Source organism: Streptomyces sp. NPDC059010 (assembly GCF_042740355.1).
Classification (GTDB): Bacteria; Actinomycetota; Actinomycetes; order Streptomycetales; family Streptomycetaceae; genus Streptomyces.
The window spans coordinates 13,881-31,963 of sequence record NZ_JBHYJA010000011.1 but is presented as its reverse complement, the minus strand read 5'-3'; the positions used below and the strand labels follow the sequence as shown (position 1 = coordinate 31,963).

Below are 18,083 nucleotides of genomic sequence, written 5' to 3'. Positions count from 1 at the left end.
GGGGCCTAGCGGAAGCGGTCCCACTTCGGGCTGAGGGCGATCTCCCGGAGTTGCTTCACGGCCAGGGCCGGCTTCGCGCGGGACGGGGCGGCGTGCGGGCCGTCCGCGTTGTAGGCGCTGACCGCGACCCGGAAGCCGTCGGGGCGCATCGTGTCGACGGTCCAGCGCACACAGCCCGGGACGTCCTTGTCGCCCGCGTCCTGCCGGTCGGTGACCAGGGTGCCGTCCGGCAGGGTCTCGGCGTCGTCCCCGAACAACTCGTCGGCGACGTCGCCCATGCCGTGCTGGACGTCGATCTCGACGAGGCTCCTGCCCTTGCCGTCGTCGACGACGAGGTACGAGTAGTCGGTGCCCCTGTCGACCACTTTGGTGCCCTCGGGGAGGAGCGGCACCAGTGTGTCCAGGATCTCGGTGAAGGACGGCTCCTCGTCGGTGCCCGGCGAGCCCGGCGGGACGGTCTCGGTCGGCTTCCCCGAGTTTCCGGTGCCCCCGGTGTTCCCGGGAATCGAGTCGACGTACCCCCGCCACACCTTCGCCGTCACGAGCTCCTTCAACTGGGCCGTGGACAAAGGCGGTTCACTCCTGCTGATCGGCGCGCCCTTCTCGGCGGCGGCGTTCCACTCGCTCACGGAGACGCGCTGTCCGGCCGGGGTGACCAGGTCGGCCGTCCACATCTTGGTGTCGACGCGCCGGTCGGGATACTCGTACCCCTGGAACAGCCTGAGCAGGGAGCCGTCGGGCAGCAGGGTGGAGACGCAACTGTCGTGCGGGGCCACCCTCCTGTCCGGGCACTTGGTCGTCTGACGGGCCTGTTCGCTGCCGGGCTCGATCCGGTCGAGGCCGACGGTGATGGCGCCGGGGCCCTTGCCGTCGTCGTGCACGAGATGGACGTAGGGCGGCATCAGGGAGTTCGTCGCGCCCTTCGCGTCCTGCCCGCTGACCTTGCCCTTGGGGAGCAGTCCTTCGAGCGTCTCGATGAGCTGGCGGGCGGTCACGGGAGGCGCGGTGGAGGTGCCGGTCGGATTGCCGGACGGCTGCTCGGCCACGTTGGAGCTCGACGGCCGTGGGGCCGGTGTCCCGTCCCACGGCACCAGCAGCGCCCCGCCCACCCCGACGAGGGCGATCCCGGCCGCGCCGCCCAGCACCGTGGCCCGCCGCCTCAGCCGCAGCCGACGCCCGCGTGCCAGGCCTGCGGCGACGAGCGCGGCCCGGTCGGCGTCGAAGCGCTCGCCGGTGTCGTGCAGGGCGTGACTGAGCCGCCCCTCGAAGTGGTCCTCGTCGTGTTCCACAGGCATGGCAGATCCACCGTTTCTCAGGGTTGGGGTCGTAGGAGAGCCGTAGGAGAAGGGCCGTAGGACAGGGGGCGTAGGACGGGGGGTCGTGGGTCAGGGGGCCGCGTACTCGCCGAGGTCCTTGCCCAGCAGCTCGCGCAGCCGTCCGAGCGCCCGGGTGCACCGCGTCCGTACCGCCGCGGAACTGGCGTTCAGCGCGTCCGCGGTCTCCTCCACGGACCGGTCCTCCCAGTAGCGCAGCACGACCACGGCCCGGTCCTTGGCGGGCAGCCGGGCCAGTGCCTGGAGCAGGGTCAGCCGCAGCGGCAGGTCACCGTGTCCGCCGTCGGCCGCCGCGCGGTCGGGGATCGCGTCCGTGGCCCGTTCGGTGCTGCTGCGCCGCCGCTGATGGGCGAGGAAGGTACGGGTCAGGACGGTCTGGGCGTACCCGGCGGGGTTGTCCACCCGGGAGATCCGTCCCCAGCGGACGTAGATCCGGCCGAGGGTCTCCTGGACGAGATCCTCGGCGAGATGGGTGTCCCCGGCGGTCAGCAGACAGGCCGACCGGTACAGATGCCCGGCCCTGGCCACCGCGAACTCCGCATACTCGTCCGCGCGGGCCTGTCCCATCCGTTCCCCCTGTGGTGCCTGTTGTGCTGTGCGCCGGCTGTCGGCGAGGTCCTCACTTCACTGATGCGGCGGGACAGGGAGAATGTTTCACCGCAGCACCGAGAAGTTCCCGAGCACCGAGAAGTTCCCAGCGAGAACCAGCACGAGGACCGAGGCCCCGACGGATGTCCGAGCAGCCACCAACCCCACCCGTCCCGGGCTTCGGCCCGCCCCCACCGCAGTACGCCCCCCAGAGCGTGCCGCAGTACGCCCCCGCGCAGCCACCGCCGTACGCCGCCCCGGTCCCGCCGCCCCAGCACGCGGCCCCCGTCGCCCCGGCCGGTCCGGACTTCCTGGCTGTCGACAAGCGCAACGCGGTCGTCGTGGACGCGTCCGGCGTCGCCTTCGAGATGTCCGGCCTCACGATCGAGTTCCACTGGCCGGAGATCCGCAGCGTCCACTACAAGGCGAGCCCCGACGGCAAGGCGCTCATGGTCGCGGTGGTGCACATGGACGGCCGGTTCTACGAGTGCGCGGTGGAGGCCAAGCCCCGGGCGCGACTGCAGGAGTGGTTCCCGCAGCTCGCCTGGGTGCTCGGCCACTACCGCCCGGCGGGGTGAGGTCAGCCGTGCCTACGGCAGCCCGTGCACATGCGGCCCCACCGCGCTGGACCACGCGTTGCCGTCCGTCGCGTCCCAGTTCGTGGACCAGGTCATCGCGCCCCGCAGATCGGGATAGGTCCGCGAGGGCTTGAAGGATCCGCACCCGGTGCCCTTGGCCAGGCAGTCCAGGGCGTTGTTCACGACCGACGGTGCCACGTACCCGCTGCCCGCGGCCCGGGTGGAGGCGGGCAGGCCGAGCCCCACCTGGGACGGTGCGAGGCCGCCCTCCAGCTGGATGCAGGCCAGGGCGGTCAGGAAGTCCACCGAGCCCTGGCTGTAGACCTTGCCGTCGCAGCCGAGCATCGAACCGCTGTTGTAGTACTGCATGTTGACGACGGTCAGGATGTCCTTGATGTTCAGCGCCGTCTGGAAGTAGGAGTTCGACGTCGACTGCATGTCGATGGTCTGCGGCGCCATCGTGATGACCAGCGACGATCCCGCCTTCGACGAGAGTGAGCGCAGGGCCTGCGTCATGTAGGTGGCGTTGAGGCCGTTCTCCAGGTCGATGTCGACGCCGTCGAAGCCGTACGTCTGCATGAGGGCGTGGACGGAGTTCGCGAAGTTCGTCGCCGACGCGGTGTCGTTCACGGCCACGGTGCCGCGCTCGCCGCCCACCGAGACGACGACCTTCTTGCCGGCCGCCTGCTTCGCCCTGATGTCCGCCTTGAACTGGTCGACGGTGTAGCCGCCCAGCCCGGCCGAGTCCAGGTTGAAGGTCACCGCGCCCGGCGTCGAGGTCGCGTCCGCGAAGGCGACGGCGATGATGTCGTACTGGGACTGCACGTCCGCGAGCTTCTGGACCGTGGCGCCGTTGTTGAAGTTCTGCCAGTAGCCGGTCACCGCGTGCTTGGGCAGCGCGGGACCCACCGGCCCGGCCGTGGTCGTCCCCGTCACGGCCGCCGACTTCGGTGACTCACCGGCCGAGTTGGTCGCCGTGACCTGGAAGGAGTACGACGTCGAGGCCGCGAGCCCGGTCACGGTCGCCGAGGCGCCGGTCACCGCGGTCACCTTGGTGCCGTTGCGGTAGACGTTGTAGCCGGTCGCGCCCGAGACGGTGTTCCAGGCCAGGGAGACGGACGACGAGGACGTGCCCGACACCGCGAGCCCGCCCGGCGTACCGGGGATCGTGGGGGAGGGGTCGGTGCCACCGCCGCCGTCGGGGCCGTACACCGACAGGTCGTCCGCGTAGTAGGCCGCCTGTCCGTACCAGCCGTGCGTGTACACCGTCACGGAGGTCGTCGAGCCGCCGGTGGTGAAGGTGGTCGACAGCTGCTTCCAGGACGCCGAGTCGGGCGTCCAGGTCGACACGTCCGTGGTGCCCGTGCCCGTGACGCCCAGGTAGGTGTAGCCGCCCTGCACCCAGGCGCTCAGCGAGTACGTGGAGTTGGGCTTCACCGCCACGGTCTGCGTGCAGCGGGCGTTGTCCTGCCCGGCCGGTGTCGCCTTGAGCGCGGTCGCGCCGCCGTGCACCGGAGAGGAGACCGTCGTCCCGCTGTTCGCGGAACACGTCCAGTTGCTCAGGCCGGACTCGAAGCCGGCGTTCTTCGCGTTGTTGACGTCCGCCGCGGAGGCCGGGCCCGCGGGGAGGAAGGCGAGGGCGAGGGCGGCGGTGACAGCGGCGCCCGCCCTGAGTCTGCTGCGTATGGACATGACAATAGGCATGCCGAACAACTTGGTCCAGACCAATTCACGTGTCAAGGGATTCCGGTAGTGGAGAGTTTGTGTGCGTAACCTGCCCCGTTTTAGCGTGACTTGTGCGAGTGGAGTTGCTTCTCGGCTGGAGAGAAGCTGTTCTCCGGCCACAAAGCCGTGGATACAGTGCTCAAGTAGTCACGCAATGAAGTCACCGGGGAGCTGCGCGTGCCAACTGCCATTGCCGTGACCAGTGCCGACATGGCGCTGCCGGCGCAGGACGAGCGAACCGTGCCCGCCGTCGTGCTCGGGGACCTCGGTCAGGAGTCGCTGGACCTGTCGTTGGCGGACCTGCAGACCCTGATCGATCAGCACGGTCATGTGGTCGTCGTCTGCTCACAGGCCGCCCCGCGCGCGGTGGTACAGCGGCTGCGTACCGTACGGTCCCTGCTGGAGAGTGACCGGATCGCCCTGTTCAGTCCGGAACTGCCCCCGCTCGGACTCGCCGTCCTCGCCCGCCAGTTGCGGCAGCTGGCCTCCTGCGACCTGAGCCCCGGTGTCCTCGCCTCGGCCGGGCGGCTGCTCACCCACTACATCCACGCCGGGGCGCTCCTCGGCTCCGTCGCCAAGCTGGACCGCATCCCCGTCGACCTCAAGTCGCATGCCAAGTCCTGGGTGCCCGGCAGCCAGTTCGGCGTCCTCGCCCACCCCGCTCCGCAGCTGGTCCGGATGGTCCCCGGAGCGATGCTGGCCGGCCCGGAGTTCGGCACATCGATGCTGGTCGCCAAGGGGCAGCTGCAGTCCGACTGGGTCACCGGCACCCTCGCCCCGTCCTGGAGGGCGCAGGGCCTGCGTGAGGCGGCGCTGCCCGCCGAGTCCGCGACCTGGTGGGGGACGTCCAAGCTGATCGAGTTCTGCGCCTATCTGCCCGACCTGTCGGTGCTTTACCAGTTGGTCACCTCCGTACGGCAGAACTCCTGTCACTGGTGCGGCATCGACGTCATAGGCGACCGCTGCGTCTTCTGCTCCGCCACCCCGCCCGCCCACGAGCAACCGGCCCGCGCAGGCTGACCGGACCCCGGCCGACCCGGCTGTCCCGGCCGCCCCGACCCCGACCGACCGCTCCCGACCGATTCCCCCAATGAGGTTGTACGGTTCATGAACTCCCGTCAGCGCCGCGGCGTGATACTCCTGCTCCTGTCGGTCGTCTGCGCCCTCGGCGCCTTCGCCGGCGTCCTGTCCGTCATCAGCGACGTGAAGTCCAAGGTCGGTCCCGAGGTCACCGCCTACCGGGTCAAGACGAGCGTGGCCCCCTACACGCAGCTCAGCGCGGCGCAGTTCGAGAAGATCGAGATGCCGGAGCGCTGGCTGTCGAAGAACGCCGTCACGAACCTCCGTGAGATCCAGGGCAAGATCGCCGTCACGACCCTGCGCGAGGGCTCCCTGCTCCAGAGCGACATGATCGTCGACCAGCCCGCCCTCCAGTCCGGCGAGCAGGAGATCGCCATCATGATCGACGCGGCGACGGGCGTCGCGGGCAAGATCACCCCGGGTGCCACGGTCAACGTCTACGCCACCTTCGAGGGGCAGCGCGACGGCGACCCCGACCAGTCCAAGCTCATCGTCGAGAACGCCCGGGTCATCGACGTGGGCAAGCTGACCTCGCTGGAACCCGACGAGAACGACCGCGGCCGGCGGCCCACCGACGGCGTCCCGATCACCTTCGCGCTCGACCCCATCGACGCCCAGCGCATCACGTACGCCGAGTCCTTCGCCGACGAGGTCCGGCTCGCCCTGGTGGCCCCCGGCGACGACTCCGACATCCCGGCGACGAACCGCACGTACGAACTCGCCAAGGACAAGTGAGAGGCCCCTATGCCCACGAGGATCCTCCCGGCCGTCGGCGACGCGGACGCGGTCCGGTCCCTCACGACGCTGCTCAGCCAGCTGCCCGACGCCGAGCCGGTCACCCCGGTCACCGACTCCACCCAGCTGGTCGACACCCTCGCGCGCCTGGCCGCCGAGTCCGTGGACGAGCTGCCCGAGGTCGTCGTCGTCCACGAACGCATCGGCCCCGTCCCGGCCCTCGAACTCATCCGCGAGGTCGCCCTGCGCTTCCCCGCGGTCGGCGTCATCCTCGTGACGTCCGACGCGGGTCCCGGCCTCTTCCAGGCCGCCATGGACTACGGCGCCCGGGGCCTGGTCGCCCTGCCGCTGCACTACGAGGAACTGGCCAGCCGGGTCCACGCGGTGGCCCAGTGGTCGGTGGGCGTACGGCGTCATCTGGGCGCCGGCGGGGACGTGTTCAGCGGCGTCGGCGGCACGGTGGTCACGGTGAGCGGCGCGAAGGGCGGCGTCGGAGTGACTCTCACGGCCATCCAACTCGCCCTCGCCGCACAGGCCTCCGGCCGCAGCGCCGCCCTGCTCGACATGGACCTGCAGACCGGGGACGTCGCCGCCTACCTCGACATCCAGTTCCGCCGTTCGGTCGTCGACCTCGCCGCCATCAACGACATCACGCCGCGCGTGCTGGCGGACGCGGTGTTCCGGCACGACACGGGCGTGGCGCTGCTGCTCGCCCCCGGCGACGGCGAACGCGGCGAGGAGGTCACCGACCGCGCCGCCCGCCACATCGTCAGCGCCCTGCGCTCCCGCTACGAGGTCGTCGTCATCGACTGCGGCGCCCAGCTGAGCGGTGCGAGCGCGGCGGCCGTGGAGATGGCCGACACGGCGCTGCTGGTCACCACGCCGGACGTGGTCGCGGTACGCGGCGCCAAGCGCACCGTACGGATGTGGGACCGGCTGCAGATCCGCAAGGCGGAGGAGACCACGATCGTCGTCAACCGGTACTCCCGTGGCTCCGAGATCCAGCCCGCCCTGATCCAGAAGATCGCCGGCACCGGGATCGCCGCCACCGCGATCCCCGCCAACTACAAGGAACTCCAGGCCGCGGTCGACGCCGGCCGGGTCCACGAACTGGACAGCAAGGGCGCGGTCCGCCAGTCCCTCTGGGCCCTCGCCGGCGAACTGGGCCTGCTCAAGGGCACGGAGGCCACCGTCCAACAGCGCCGCAACGGCCGACCCCGAAGCGGCGACCGAGCAGCACTGACGTTCCGGCGACGGAAGGAGCTGGGGCGGTGAGGGGGTGGCGGCCGGACGGCCGGCGGATCTGGAAGGGCCGGGGCCGGATCGGGGACGACCGGGGCCAGGTCACCGTCGAGTTCCTCGGGATGATGCCGCTGATCATCATCACTCTGGTGTTGCTGTGGCAGTTCGTGCTGGTGGGGTACACGTTCTCGCTCGCGGGGAATGCTGCGGACGAGGCGGCGCGGGCGGGAACGGCGGTGGCGCCGGGCGAGCGGCAGGGGGCGTGTCAGGAAGCGGGCCTGGACAAGCTGCCGGACGCCTGGACCGGTTCGGTGACCTGCGGCGAGGAGGGCGGCTATGTCACGGCCGACGTCAAGCTCAAGGTACCCGTCCTGTTCCCGGGCGCGATCGGCTTCCCCTTCGAGGTCGAGGGCCACGCGGGTGCCGTCGAGGAGGAGACGGACTGAGATGCCGTACGACGACAAGGGCGCCCGCAGGAAGCGCCGCGACCGCGGTCAGGTCGCCATCGAGTACCTCGGGTTCATCCCCGTACTGATCCTCGTCGCCATGGCCGGCGTCCAGATCGGGCTCATCGCCTATACCGCCCAGCAGGCCGGTACGGCGGCCCGGGCGGGGGCGCGGGCGGCCTCGTTGGACGGGAGCGCGCAGGACGGCTGTGTGAACGCGGTCAGCGACTGGCTGTCCGTCACCTGCGACCCCGTGGAGGGCGGCGACGAGGTCACCGTCACGGCGACCGTCGAGATCCCCTCGATCGTCCCCGGCTGGAACTTCGACCCCGCCCAGAAGACCGCGACCATGCCGCTCGACCACTGAACGAGGATCCACATGAGCCTGAGGTCACGCATCAACACCCCCGAGGAGCACGGCAGCCGGGGCGAGGACGGCCACCTGGTCGCCTCGTACCGGGCCAAGCTCCTGGAGGAGATCGACCTCGCGGAGATGAGCTCGCTGGCGGCGGCCGAGCGCAGGGCCCGGCTGGAACGGGTGCTCGGGCACATCATCAGCCGCGAGGGCCCGGTGCTGTCGACCGTCGAGCGCTCACAGCTGATCCGCAGGGTCGTCGACGAGGCGCTCGGCCTCGGCATCCTGGAGCCGCTCCTGGAGGACGCGTCGATCACCGAGATCATGGTGAACGGCCCCGACGCGATCTTCGTCGAACGGGCGGGCCGCGTAGAGCAGTTGCCGCTCCGCTTCCCCTCCCACGACCAGCTGATGCAGACCATCGAGCGCATCGTCTCGACGGTGAACCGGCGCGTGGACGAGTCCAACCCGATGGTCGACGCCCGCCTGCCGTCCGGCGAGCGCGTGAACGTCATCATCCCGCCGCTGTCCCTCACCGGCGCGACCCTGACCATCCGCCGCTTCCCCCGCTCCTTCACCCTGCACGAGATGATCGGCCTCGGCTCGCTCGACGAACCCATGGTGTATCTGCTGTCCGGGCTGGTGCAGGCCAAGTCCAACATCATCGTCTCCGGCGCCACCGGCACGGGAAAGACGACGCTGCTCAACGCGCTGTCGGGCCTGATCCCCGAGAGCGAACGCATCATCACCATCGAGGACTCGGCCGAACTCCAGCTCCAGCAGAGCCATGTGATCCGCCTGGAGTCCCGCCCGCCGAACGTCGAGGGCAAGGGCCAGGTCACCATCCGCGACCTGGTCCGCAACTCCCTGCGCATGCGCCCCGACCGCATCGTCGTCGGCGAGGTCCGCGGCGGCGAGTCCCTGGACATGCTCCAGGCGATGTCGACCGGCCACGACGGCTCCCTCGCCACCGTGCACGCCAACAGCACGGAGGACGCCCTGATGCGGTTGAAGACCCTCGCCTCCATGTCCGATGTCACGGTCCCCTTCGAGGCGCTGCACGACCAGATCAACAGCGCCGTGGACGTGATCATCCAGCTGACCCGCTTCCCGGACGGCGCCCGCCGGATCACCGAGATCGCGATCCTGGACAGCCACGGGGCGGAGCCGTACCGCCTGGCCACCGTGGCCCGCTTCAACGCCCAGCCCCTGACGCCGGACGGCCGCGTCCACGGCGCCTTCGCGTACTACCCGCTGCCGCGCCGCACCGCCGACCGCCTCTACATGGCGAGCCAGCCGATCCCCCAGGCCTTCGGCGTCGCCCAGTCCCCGCTCGAACTCGCCACCCGAGAAGCCAGGTAGGAACCCGTTGCCATGGAACCCCATACCGCCGCTACCGCCGCCAACGTCGCTGTGGAACTGCAGGCCCGCATCACGCTCACGACCGGCGTCGCCCTGCTGACCTGCGCGCTGGCCGTGTTCGGCATCCAGGCATACGCCTCCGGCCGGGCCCAGCGCCAGGCACTGGTCGACCGTCTGTCGGCCACCGGCCAGCTCACCGGGGCCGGGGGCCGCCGACGTCGCTTCGCCGACCTGGACCGCCGACTGCGCCGTACGAAACTGGGCAAACAGCTCGAACTACGGCTGGCGGCGACGGGCTTGGACGTGACTCCCGGCGAGTTCTTCGTCTACATGCTGGCGGCGGTGGCGGGACTGTGGCTGATCGGCCAGGCGACCCTCGCGCCGTTCTTCGGCCCGATCGCGGGCCTGCTGGGCATCTGGGCCGCGGTCCAGTTCCTCAACTGGCAACGCCAGAAGCGCATCGAGAGGTTCATCAACCAGCTCCCCGAGATGGCCCGCATCCTGGCGAACGCGGCGCACGCGGGACTCGCGCTCCGTACCGCGATCGGCCTGGCGGCGGAGGAACTGGAGGCCCCGGCCGGGGAGGAACTCGCCAAGGTCTCCAACCAGTTGGCGCTCGGCGCCTCGATGGACGACGCCCTCGGCGAACTCGCGGAACGCCTCCCGTCCCGCGAACTGGTCGTCCTGGTGACCACGCTGGTGCTGTCCAACCGGGCCGGCGGCCAGGTGGTGAGCGCGCTGCGGAACCTCACGGAGACGCTGGAGGAGCGCAAGGAGACGCGACGCGAGGTCCGTACCCAGCTCTCCCAGGTGAGCATGACGTCGTACGCGGTCCCGGCGCTGGGCGTGGGCTCACTGTTCCTGATGAACGGCGTGAAGGACGGCGCGCTCGACCGCATGACGAGTTCGCCGCTCGGCCAGGCGGCGGTGCTGATCGCGTTCGGGCTGTACGCGGTCGGCTTCATCCTGATCCGCCGTATGTCGCGGATCGACGTCTGAGGCGCCGGGCGCGGGAAAGGAGGGCGACGACGTGAGACTGGGACAACTGGGCTTGCTGCTGGCGCTGGTGATGGCCCTGAGCGTGTGGGGGATCTTCGCGGGCATCCGCATGTACCGGGCGGACGCGAAGCTGCCGAGCGATCTGGCGCTGGCCCTGGAGGTCGGCTCCACCCGCACCGGCGCCGTGGACTCGCTCATCGACCGCATGGGCATGCGCTACGCCCCCGCCGTGCTGCGCGTGATGGGCCCCAAGCTGGTCGCCAGGTACCGCCGCAAGATCGACCTCGCGGGCAACCCCGGCGGCCTGACCATCGACCGCTATGCGGCCAGGCGTGCGGTGTACGGGTTCCTGGGCGCCGTGGGCTTCCTGGTGTTCCTGCTGAGGGGCCAGGTGCTGGTCGCACTGCTGCTGCTGGCGTTCGGCGCCTTCTGGACGGAGGTCGGCATCTGGTCGGCGATCCGCATCAGGAAGGACGAGATCGAACGCACCCTGCCGGACTTCCTGGACGTCCTGGCGGTGGTGGTGAGCGCGGGGTTGGGTTTCAGGCAGGCACTCGATCGGGTCGCGTCCAAGTACGAGGGCCCCTGGGCGGACGAACTCCGCATCACGCTCCGCCAGATGGACCTCGGCATGAGCCGCCGCCAGGCCTTCGCCGAGCTGAGGCGCAGGAACGACTCCGAACAGGTGGCGATGTTCGTGACGGCGCTTCAGCAGGGGGAGGAACTGGGCGCGCCGATCGTCGACACGCTGGTGGCGCTGGCGAAGGACATGCGCAGGACTGACGCCCAGAACGCCCGCCGGAAGGCGGCCAGGGCGGTGCCCAAGGCCACGATGATGATCACGACGTTCATGGTTCCGGCGACGATGCTCCTGCTGGGAGCGGGGCTGTTGCTGGGGTCGGGGACGGACTTCGGGTCGTTGACGGGGGAGTAGGGGGGAGGGGCGCATGGCGGGTGTGCCGGTGCGGTTGGGCACGGGCGGTGCGGATGGCACGGGCGGTGCGGGTGGCGCGCGTGGCGCGGCTGACGTGGGTGACGTGGGCGGTGCCGGCGGCGTCGGCTCGGGCGCGGCTGCGGGCGCCGGTGGGTGGCCGGCAGTGGGGATCGGGGTGCGGGCGGCCGTGGGAACCGGCCTGCGGACCGCCACGGGGACCGGCGTGCGGGCGGGGCGAGGTGTGGTGATGGGCGCCCTCGCGCTGCTGCAGCGCCGGCCGATGTCCCGGCCGGCATCTCGGCCGACCTCTCGGGCGAGGTTCTGGGCGACGTTCCGGGCGAGGTTCCGGGCGACGTTCCGGGCGGCGACGGTGGAGCCCGAGCCCGAGCGCGCCGCGGAGATCTCCCTCCAGATAAACGCGCTCCAGGCCATGTGCCGCCAGGTCTTCGGCTTCCGGCTCGCCATGATCGCGCTCGCCGCCCCCGGCGCCCTGCTCAACGCGGCGCCCGGCCTGGGCACCCGTCTGGTCGGCGCGGCGGTCGTGGTCACCTTCATGGTGTCGTACGCCCTGTTCCGCGACTGGGAACGCTTCGGCCCGCTCCTCCTGCGCCACCCCACCCTCCTGGCGGCGGACACCCTGTTCACCTCCCTCCTCCTGGTCTCCGCGGGCCCGGACACCACACTGGCCTACGTCAGCGTCTGCACCCCGCTCCTCGCCGGCATCGTCTACGGCTACCGGGGCGCGGCGGTGTTCGCCAGCGCGCAGTCCCTGATCCTGCTGCTGGCCTACGCGATCGACCGGGACGCCCAGTCGGGGAGCGGGCTGACGGAGAAACTCCTCCTGCCGGGCCTCTGCGTCATCACCGGCGCCCTCGGCTCGTCCCTGCGCAACCTCATGCTCCGCTTCGGCACGGCCACCCGGGCACTGACGGCGGCCCAGGCCCGTCTGGCGGTGACGGAGGCGGTGAGCGCGGAACGGGCACGCCTGGCCCGCGAGATGCACGACTCGGTGGCGAAGACGCTGTACGGGGTGGCGTTGGCAGCGGATGGGTTGGCGGTGTCGGCGACGACGGCGTCGTCGGCTGCCATGGAGCCGGCCAGGCTCAAGCAACAGGCGGAGCTGGTCTCCCGCGCGGTCCGCCGGGCCGCCGCCGAGTCCCGGGAACTCCTGGCCGACCTGCGCCGCGAATCCGATCCGGACCACGCGGCGGACCTCGCATCGGAACTGGCCGCCCGCACGGAGGACTTCACGACCCGCACCGGTATGCGCGCCACGTACGAGGACAGGGGCGAGGCCCCTCTACCTCTCGTCCCGTCGGCCGTGGTCCGCCACCTCCTCACCATCACCGAGGAGGCCATGGAGAACGCTCACCGTCATGCCAAGGCGACGAGGGTCGACGTCCGCATGGGCGTGGAAGCCGAGGTGCTCCGCCTGACAGTCCAGGACGACGGCGAGGGCCTACCCGCCGAACTGACCTACGAACACCTCCGTCGAACCGGCCACTTCGGCCTGCTGGGCATGGCTGAACGAGCCGCCTCGATAGGCGCCCGCATTCACATCGGCAAAGGCAGGCACACACGGGGCACAGAGGTCCGTCTGGAACTCCCGTTGGCGGCCCTGACGACGACGAAGGCGACGCCATGAACGCCCCCCTGAGGATCGTCGTGGCCGACGACAACCCGGTGGTCCGGGCAGGTCTGACGGCCCTCCTCTCCACCCATGCGGACATCACAGTGGTGGCCGAGGCGACCAACGGCCAAGAGGCCCAGGAGGAGGCGAGCCGCCACCAGCCCGACGTGATCCTCCTGGACGTACGGATGCCGGGCATGGACGGCATCACGGCACTCCCGCACCTCGTACGCATCGCCCCGGTGATGATGCTGACGTACAGCGGGGAGTCGGAGACGGTCAGGGAGGCGCTGCGCCGAGGGGCCGTCGGCTACCTGGTCCACGGGGAGTTCACGGCGGACGAACTGGTGGCGGCCGTACGGGACATCAAACGGGGCGACGGGCTGCCGAGGCTCACCCCCACGGCAACCACGGCACTAGCGCAAGCAAACATCCAACTACCAACTGCGGCAAGCAAATCCCCGGAAGTGCTTTCGCAAATGCAACCAGATGTGGGACAGTCGTCGTCGTACAGGTCACGGTTCCAGCTGAGCAGAAGGGAGGCGGAGATCATGGACCTCATCGCATCGGGCATGAACAACCAGCAGATCGCCGCCGCCTGCTTCATCAGCGAGAAGACGGTCAAGAACCACATCAACCGAATCTTCGCCAAACTCCACAGCACCAGCCGGGCGGAGGCCGCCGCCAAGTGGCTGGGCACGGCCCCTGGTTCGCACCAGGACGGAGCTGACCGGCGATGACGAAGCGGACGACACAGCGATGCTTTTCGGCCTGGGCTCGAAATTGGGCCCAGGGACCCTCTGGTGTTCCGGGTAATCCCGCTTACTTTTCTCGCAGGACTTTCCGCCACACCTGCGAGCCAAGCGCTCAGCGACCGCCGGACACCAGAGGGGAACACCATGAGCAACTGGATCAAGACCACCGCAGCACACCTCCGCTCCCGCGCCACTCGCAACGACGAGGGGCAGACGGCAGTGGAATATCTGGGGATCATCGCGGTGGTTGTGGCGATCGTGCTGGCCATTGCGGGGACCGACATCGGCCAGACGATCTTCGACGCGATCACGGACAAGATCACCGAAGTGACCGGCGGCTGATGCGGCGACCAAGGCGCGGCGACGCAGGGCAGGCCTTCCCCATCTACATCACGGTGGTGGCGGGCCTGCTTTTTCTTGCGTTCGCCTACCTTGCGGTCGGCCAGGCCGCGGCGAACAGGAATGGCGCCCAGACCGCGGCGGACGCAGCGGCGTTGGCGGCGGCACTGGACACCCGGGACAAGCTCACGGACGAGTGGGTGGAGAACGTACTCGACCCGACGAAGTGGCAGGACATCTTCGACGGCAAGGACGTGGTCCTCGACGGATGCGGGCGGGCGGGGCAGTTGGCGGCGCAGAACGACGCCACGGCGGTCTGTGAACCGCTGTACGCACTGCCTCCGGGGTACAAGGTCGAAGCCAAGACCACGAAGCCTGTCGGCGATTCCATCGTGCCCGGCACGGAGGACAGGCACTCGACGGCGAAAGCCACCGCCGTGATCGAGCGGCGCTGCGAGTTCAAACTCCCGGGCGGGGACACCGAGGGCGACGAGGGCGCTGAGGGTGCCGAGGGCGACGTACTGCCGCAACTCACCTGCGAGGACGACAAGACCTGGGACGTGGACCCGGACGATCCGACCACCCTTCCGGGCCCCGAGGACCTCTTCGACGTCCATCTGGCCGACTGACAAGCGAATGACGAGTGACGAAGGAAGCAGAGGAATGAGCATTCGGTTCACCACGAAGGCCCACAGGGGGATGGTCGCGCTGACCGTTGCGGCTGGACTGGCCCTCGGTGTGGCCGGCTGCGGCAGTGGCGGGGACGACGACAAGAAGCCGCAGGCTTCGGCGCCCGCCTCCACGAAGGGTGGATCCGACCCGAGCGCTCAGGAGGGGCAGGCGGACGAGCCCTTGGCGGAGTTGAAGGGCTCGGACGGACTGCTCCTCCAGATCACCTCCGCCCAGCGGGATTCCGGTGGTTTCGTCACCGTGAACGGCAGCCTCAAGAACGACGGGGCCAAGAGCATGTCGGTCCCGTCCGCGTTGAGCGGCAACGAGACCGAGATCACCAGAAACGGCCGGTCGCTCGGTGGCGCCACCCTCGTCGACTCGAAGAGCAAGAAGCGCTACTACGTACTGCGGGACACGGACGGCCGGCCGCTGACCACCACGGGCTTCTCGACTCTCAAGTCCGGCGAAACCCTGGCCGTGTTCATGCAGTTCCCGTCCCCGCCCACGGACACGACCGAGGTCACCTTCCAACTGCCGACGTTCGCCGCCGCCACCATCCAGATCTCCGGGTGAGGCAGCCATGACCCGGGCACCTCGCCTCACCCTGACCCTCACCGCGGCCACGGTCATGGTCGCCACCCACCTCCTCGGCGCCACACCAGCCGACGCGGCCGACGACCCCAGCGTCCCGCCCGGCACGGAAGCCACCGCCTCCGCCCCGGTCGAGGTCGACGCGAACGACCCCGACCTCAAACTCCCCGAAGGTGCCACCCTCGCCGAACCGAAGGTCCTGGACATCAAGCAGGTCGTCGAGGACCAGGCCGGCGAGGAGCGCCGCGAGGACACGAACACGGACGTCAAGTTCGCGCTCCAGGCGGAGGTCCTCTTCCCGAAGGACAGCGCAAAGCTCACGGGCGATGCAAAGGCCCGAATCTCCTCCATCGCGCAAGAAATCAAAACCCAGAACGCAACCCGCATCCGAGTCTTCGGCTTCACCGACAACCTGGGCTCCTCCGCCCACGGCGACGTCCTGTCCAGGAAGCGCGCGAACGCCGTACAGGGCGTCCTGGAGTCGGAGCTGAACGACTCGTCGATCACATACGAGGTACGGGGCTACGGCGAGCAGTACCCGATCTCTTCGAACGCGACGGAGACGGGCCGCAAGAAGAACCGGCGGGTGGAGGTGTCGTTCCCGCGGACGGAGGGTTGAGTCGACACGACGGGGGGAGCCGCACGTGACTTCGGTCCGCGATGGCCGCCGCTAACGTGAAGCCGCGCGGTCCGCCCGTGCACCCGCACTCATCCGTATACGTCGCGTATACTCGTTCCATGTCTGACGTCATGATCCGCGTGCCCGCCGAAGTCCGTGACCAGCTCGCCGCAGTGGCGGAGGCGCGCGGGACCAGTCTCCGGGCCCTGATGCGGGAGATAGCTGCTCAGACTCTGACTCCCGAGCAGATCAAGGAACGCGCCGATCGCACCCGTGCACTGCTCGCCGAGCGGTTCGGGCACTACGTGACGGACGAGGAGTCGGCGGAGATGCGGCGCAAGATGCGCGAGGCCAGCGCGGCTCACCGGGCCGCGCTCGCGGAGGCGGAGTCGTCCCGTTGACCCTGACCGAACACTATGTCCTCGATACGTCCACGCTCCTGGCGATGGGCGGCAACAAGCAGGTCTCCGGCCTGATCCATGCCGCGGCAGCCAGCGATGACGTCCGTTTGTGGGTGCCCGTGCTGTGCCTTCTGGAAGCAGAGCGCGAGCGCCCCGGGATCGTTGCGCACACGGGTGTGCTGCTGGACGTTCTCGGAGTGATCGACGACGACTATGCCATGGCCGTGACCGTCGCCGAACTGTGTCGCGACGACGTCCCTTTCGGTGTCGCCGCGGCAGTCCACACGGCCCGACCGAACGCATTGCTCCCCGAAGGTGCACTGGTGGCCACCGTCGCACCGGACGCCTACGACAGGCTTGGAATCGGCATCATGGACTTGAATCGCTGACTCCGGGCCCCAGGGGCCGTACTCGGCCAGGGCCTGTCCGGTGGATCGTTGCCCGCGGCAGGAGAGCCCGGGCAGTGATCCACCGGACGCGACTGGGAACGGGGCATCAAGCCATGGAGAACTTGGCGACGTACTCGTCGAAGGGCTCGATGCCGACTTCCGCACGGAATTCGTCCATGCGCTCGGGCTCTTCACAGGGCCACGGAACCGGTGCCCCGTCCTTCACGCCGGCGATCTGAGTGCCGTAGATCTGCTCACGGCCCTCATTGACCAGCGTGCGGTCCTGTAGGAAGGCCAGCTCGCGCGGGCTGGCCGAGCCTGCCGACACCGCCTGCTGCATCAAGTGGAGGGCGCGACGCTGAACATCAAGCTGCCGGTCGGCGTGCTGAGCGATCAGCCATGCCGCACGTGCGGCCTCCTCGCCGACCAGTTCCGCCGTCGGCCAGCCGTACCCCTCCATGATCTCGCCGAGCCGGTCACCATGCCGGGCGGTCAGCCGCCGCCAGGCCAACTGCTCGGCGGGGTCGTCGCTGTTCGCGCAGACTGCGGACCGGTGATCGGCCGCTGCCATATCCGTGAGTTCCGCCGTCAGCGCGGCAACGTCGTGCGCCACTCTCAACTCCCAGGTCAGATCCATGCTTTGTGTCCGCCCGCAAGCCTAGAGGTACAAATCGGGCGTAAAGATCATTCCGGAGAACGGTGACAGCCGCCTCCCCGCACCGCGATAATGGATCTACTCTCGGGGCCACAGCCGGATCGCTGAGACGGTCACGGTGCCCTGGAAGACGTAGACACCGTGACGGGGATGAGCTGCGGGGGCGGGGCGTCGCCCCACTGGCCCGGGGTGATCGGCGGAGGTGATCCGCGGCCCGATGAGATGCGCCGTCCCGGCGCATGGTCCTCCCAAGTGGAAAAATCGGTGTCATGGGCACCGGTAAGGACTGGGTGTACCGGGTCGACGAGCCGTACGGCTCGGAGGGCTGGCGGCCCTACGGTGCCCATCCCGAGCGGTGGCGGGGGACCATCGTCACCGACGATCCCGAGCAGGCCGCCGAGTATGCCGCCGCCCTCGTCGTCACCGACCTGGTGACCGAGTGGGAGGCCGTTGGCACCGGGCAGCTGCATGTGCGTGTGAGCGTCTGGGAGGGCCAGGAAGGCGACGGCCCCGAGGACGCGGCGTTCACCGTGGAGATCCGGCCCGATTCCCGCACAGGGTGATCGCTCCATGGTCACTACTCGTGCGCGTTCCGTGACACCTGTTGGCCTTGCGGAGGCCATCGGCCTGATCCGGGCGGAGTCGGCACGGGCT

At 69.7% G+C, this 18,083-nt stretch carries 22 protein-coding genes; 18 read left to right on the top strand and 4 right to left on the bottom strand.

Going from position 1 to position 18,083, the window contains the following annotated elements:
- Positions 1-5: 5 nt before the first annotated feature.
- Entirely contained in the window at positions 6-1,295 is a 1,290-nt protein-coding gene (locus ACFWYS_RS13605) for a hypothetical protein (RefSeq protein ID WP_384766931.1), read from the bottom strand.
- Between the two features lie 90 nt (positions 1,296-1,385).
- The gene (locus ACFWYS_RS13600) at positions 1,386-1,901 is read right to left on the bottom strand and encodes a SigE family RNA polymerase sigma factor (protein WP_384766928.1); all 516 of its coding nucleotides are present in this window, start codon (positions 1,899-1,901) and stop codon (positions 1,386-1,388) included.
- Positions 1,902-2,065: 164 nt separating this feature from the next.
- Here ACFWYS_RS13600 and ACFWYS_RS13595 point away from each other — a divergent pair, with 164 nt between their 5' ends.
- On the top strand, positions 2,066-2,500 hold the full coding sequence (locus tag ACFWYS_RS13595; RefSeq protein WP_384766925.1) for a hypothetical protein: 435 nt from the start codon (positions 2,066-2,068) through the stop codon (positions 2,498-2,500).
- A 12-nt stretch (positions 2,501-2,512) separates the two neighbouring features.
- Here ACFWYS_RS13595 and ACFWYS_RS13590 read toward each other — a convergent pair whose 3' ends face one another.
- Positions 2,513-4,192, bottom strand: a complete 1,680-nt coding sequence (locus ACFWYS_RS13590; protein WP_384766922.1) for a chitinase — start codon at positions 4,190-4,192, stop codon at positions 2,513-2,515.
- A 243-nt stretch (positions 4,193-4,435) separates the two neighbouring features.
- Between ACFWYS_RS13590 and ACFWYS_RS13585 the strand changes: the two genes are divergently transcribed.
- The 16 genes from ACFWYS_RS13585 (at position 4,436) to ACFWYS_RS13510 (ending at position 16,774) form a co-directional block, all read left to right on the top strand.
- Complete coding sequence (locus tag ACFWYS_RS13585; RefSeq protein WP_384767399.1) at positions 4,436-5,245, top strand: hypothetical protein; 810 nt, start codon at positions 4,436-4,438, stop codon at positions 5,243-5,245.
- An 87-nt stretch (positions 5,246-5,332) separates the two neighbouring features.
- Positions 5,333-6,040: a Flp pilus assembly protein CpaB gene (gene cpaB, locus ACFWYS_RS13580; protein WP_384766919.1), complete on the top strand. Its 708-nt coding sequence runs from the start codon at positions 5,333-5,335 to the stop codon at positions 6,038-6,040.
- A 9-nt stretch (positions 6,041-6,049) separates the two neighbouring features.
- On the top strand, positions 6,050-7,315 hold the full coding sequence (locus tag ACFWYS_RS13575) for a CpaE family protein (RefSeq protein ID WP_384766916.1): 1,266 nt from the start codon (positions 6,050-6,052) through the stop codon (positions 7,313-7,315).
- A gap of 89 nt (positions 7,316-7,404) precedes the next feature.
- Positions 7,405-7,728, top strand: a complete 324-nt coding sequence (locus ACFWYS_RS13570) for a pilus assembly protein (protein ID WP_384767396.1) — start codon at positions 7,405-7,407, stop codon at positions 7,726-7,728.
- A gap of 1 nt (position 7,729) precedes the next feature.
- Complete coding sequence (locus ACFWYS_RS13565; protein ID WP_384766913.1) at positions 7,730-8,095, top strand: TadE/TadG family type IV pilus assembly protein; 366 nt, start codon at positions 7,730-7,732, stop codon at positions 8,093-8,095.
- A gap of 12 nt (positions 8,096-8,107) precedes the next feature.
- Positions 8,108-9,445 carry a CpaF family protein gene (locus ACFWYS_RS13560; protein WP_384766910.1) on the top strand — a complete coding sequence of 446 codons (1,338 nt, stop codon included), beginning with the start codon at positions 8,108-8,110 and terminating at the stop codon, positions 9,443-9,445.
- 12 nt (positions 9,446-9,457) lie between these two features.
- Positions 9,458-10,444: a type II secretion system F family protein gene (locus ACFWYS_RS13555; protein ID WP_384766907.1), complete on the top strand. Its 987-nt coding sequence runs from the start codon at positions 9,458-9,460 to the stop codon at positions 10,442-10,444.
- Positions 10,445-10,490: 46 nt separating this feature from the next.
- Positions 10,491-11,378 (top strand): DUF5936 domain-containing protein, encoded by an 888-nt coding sequence (locus tag ACFWYS_RS13550; protein ID WP_384767393.1) that lies wholly within the window; start codon positions 10,491-10,493, stop codon positions 11,376-11,378.
- Positions 11,379-11,391: 13 nt separating this feature from the next.
- Positions 11,392-13,023, top strand: coding sequence for a sensor histidine kinase (locus ACFWYS_RS13545; RefSeq protein ID WP_384766904.1), 1,632 nt, complete (start codon positions 11,392-11,394; stop codon positions 13,021-13,023).
- Positions 13,020-13,748 (top strand): response regulator, encoded by a 729-nt coding sequence (locus ACFWYS_RS13540; RefSeq protein WP_384766902.1) that lies wholly within the window; start codon positions 13,020-13,022, stop codon positions 13,746-13,748. Before ACFWYS_RS13545 ends, ACFWYS_RS13540 begins: the two co-directional genes overlap by 4 nt.
- 159 nt (positions 13,749-13,907) lie before the next feature.
- Positions 13,908-14,105 carry a Flp family type IVb pilin gene (locus ACFWYS_RS13535; RefSeq protein WP_384766899.1) on the top strand — a complete coding sequence of 66 codons (198 nt, stop codon included), beginning with the start codon at positions 13,908-13,910 and terminating at the stop codon, positions 14,103-14,105.
- A complete protein-coding gene (locus tag ACFWYS_RS13530; RefSeq protein WP_384766897.1) occupies positions 14,105-14,731 on the top strand; it encodes a pilus assembly protein TadG-related protein in 627 nt (208 codons plus the stop codon). Before ACFWYS_RS13535 ends, ACFWYS_RS13530 begins: the two co-directional genes overlap by 1 nt.
- Before the next feature lie 34 nt (positions 14,732-14,765).
- Positions 14,766-15,347, top strand: coding sequence for a hypothetical protein (locus ACFWYS_RS13525; protein WP_384766896.1), 582 nt, complete (start codon positions 14,766-14,768; stop codon positions 15,345-15,347).
- A 7-nt stretch (positions 15,348-15,354) separates the two neighbouring features.
- Entirely contained in the window at positions 15,355-15,984 is a 630-nt protein-coding gene (locus ACFWYS_RS13520) for an OmpA family protein (RefSeq protein WP_384766894.1), read from the top strand.
- Between the two features lie 119 nt (positions 15,985-16,103).
- Positions 16,104-16,385, top strand: coding sequence for an Arc family DNA-binding protein (locus ACFWYS_RS13515; RefSeq protein ID WP_384766891.1), 282 nt, complete (start codon positions 16,104-16,106; stop codon positions 16,383-16,385).
- Entirely contained in the window at positions 16,382-16,774 is a 393-nt protein-coding gene (locus ACFWYS_RS13510) for a hypothetical protein (protein ID WP_384766888.1), read from the top strand. Before ACFWYS_RS13515 ends, ACFWYS_RS13510 begins: the two co-directional genes overlap by 4 nt.
- 106 nt (positions 16,775-16,880) lie before the next feature.
- Here ACFWYS_RS13510 and ACFWYS_RS13505 read toward each other — a convergent pair whose 3' ends face one another.
- Positions 16,881-17,411, bottom strand: coding sequence for a DUF6624 domain-containing protein (locus tag ACFWYS_RS13505; RefSeq protein ID WP_384766885.1), 531 nt, complete (start codon positions 17,409-17,411; stop codon positions 16,881-16,883).
- 287 nt (positions 17,412-17,698) lie between these two features.
- Here ACFWYS_RS13505 and ACFWYS_RS13500 point away from each other — a divergent pair, with 287 nt between their 5' ends.
- Positions 17,699-17,992 (top strand): hypothetical protein, encoded by a 294-nt coding sequence (locus tag ACFWYS_RS13500; protein ID WP_384766882.1) that lies wholly within the window; start codon positions 17,699-17,701, stop codon positions 17,990-17,992.
- Positions 17,993-18,083: the final 91 nt, after the last annotated feature.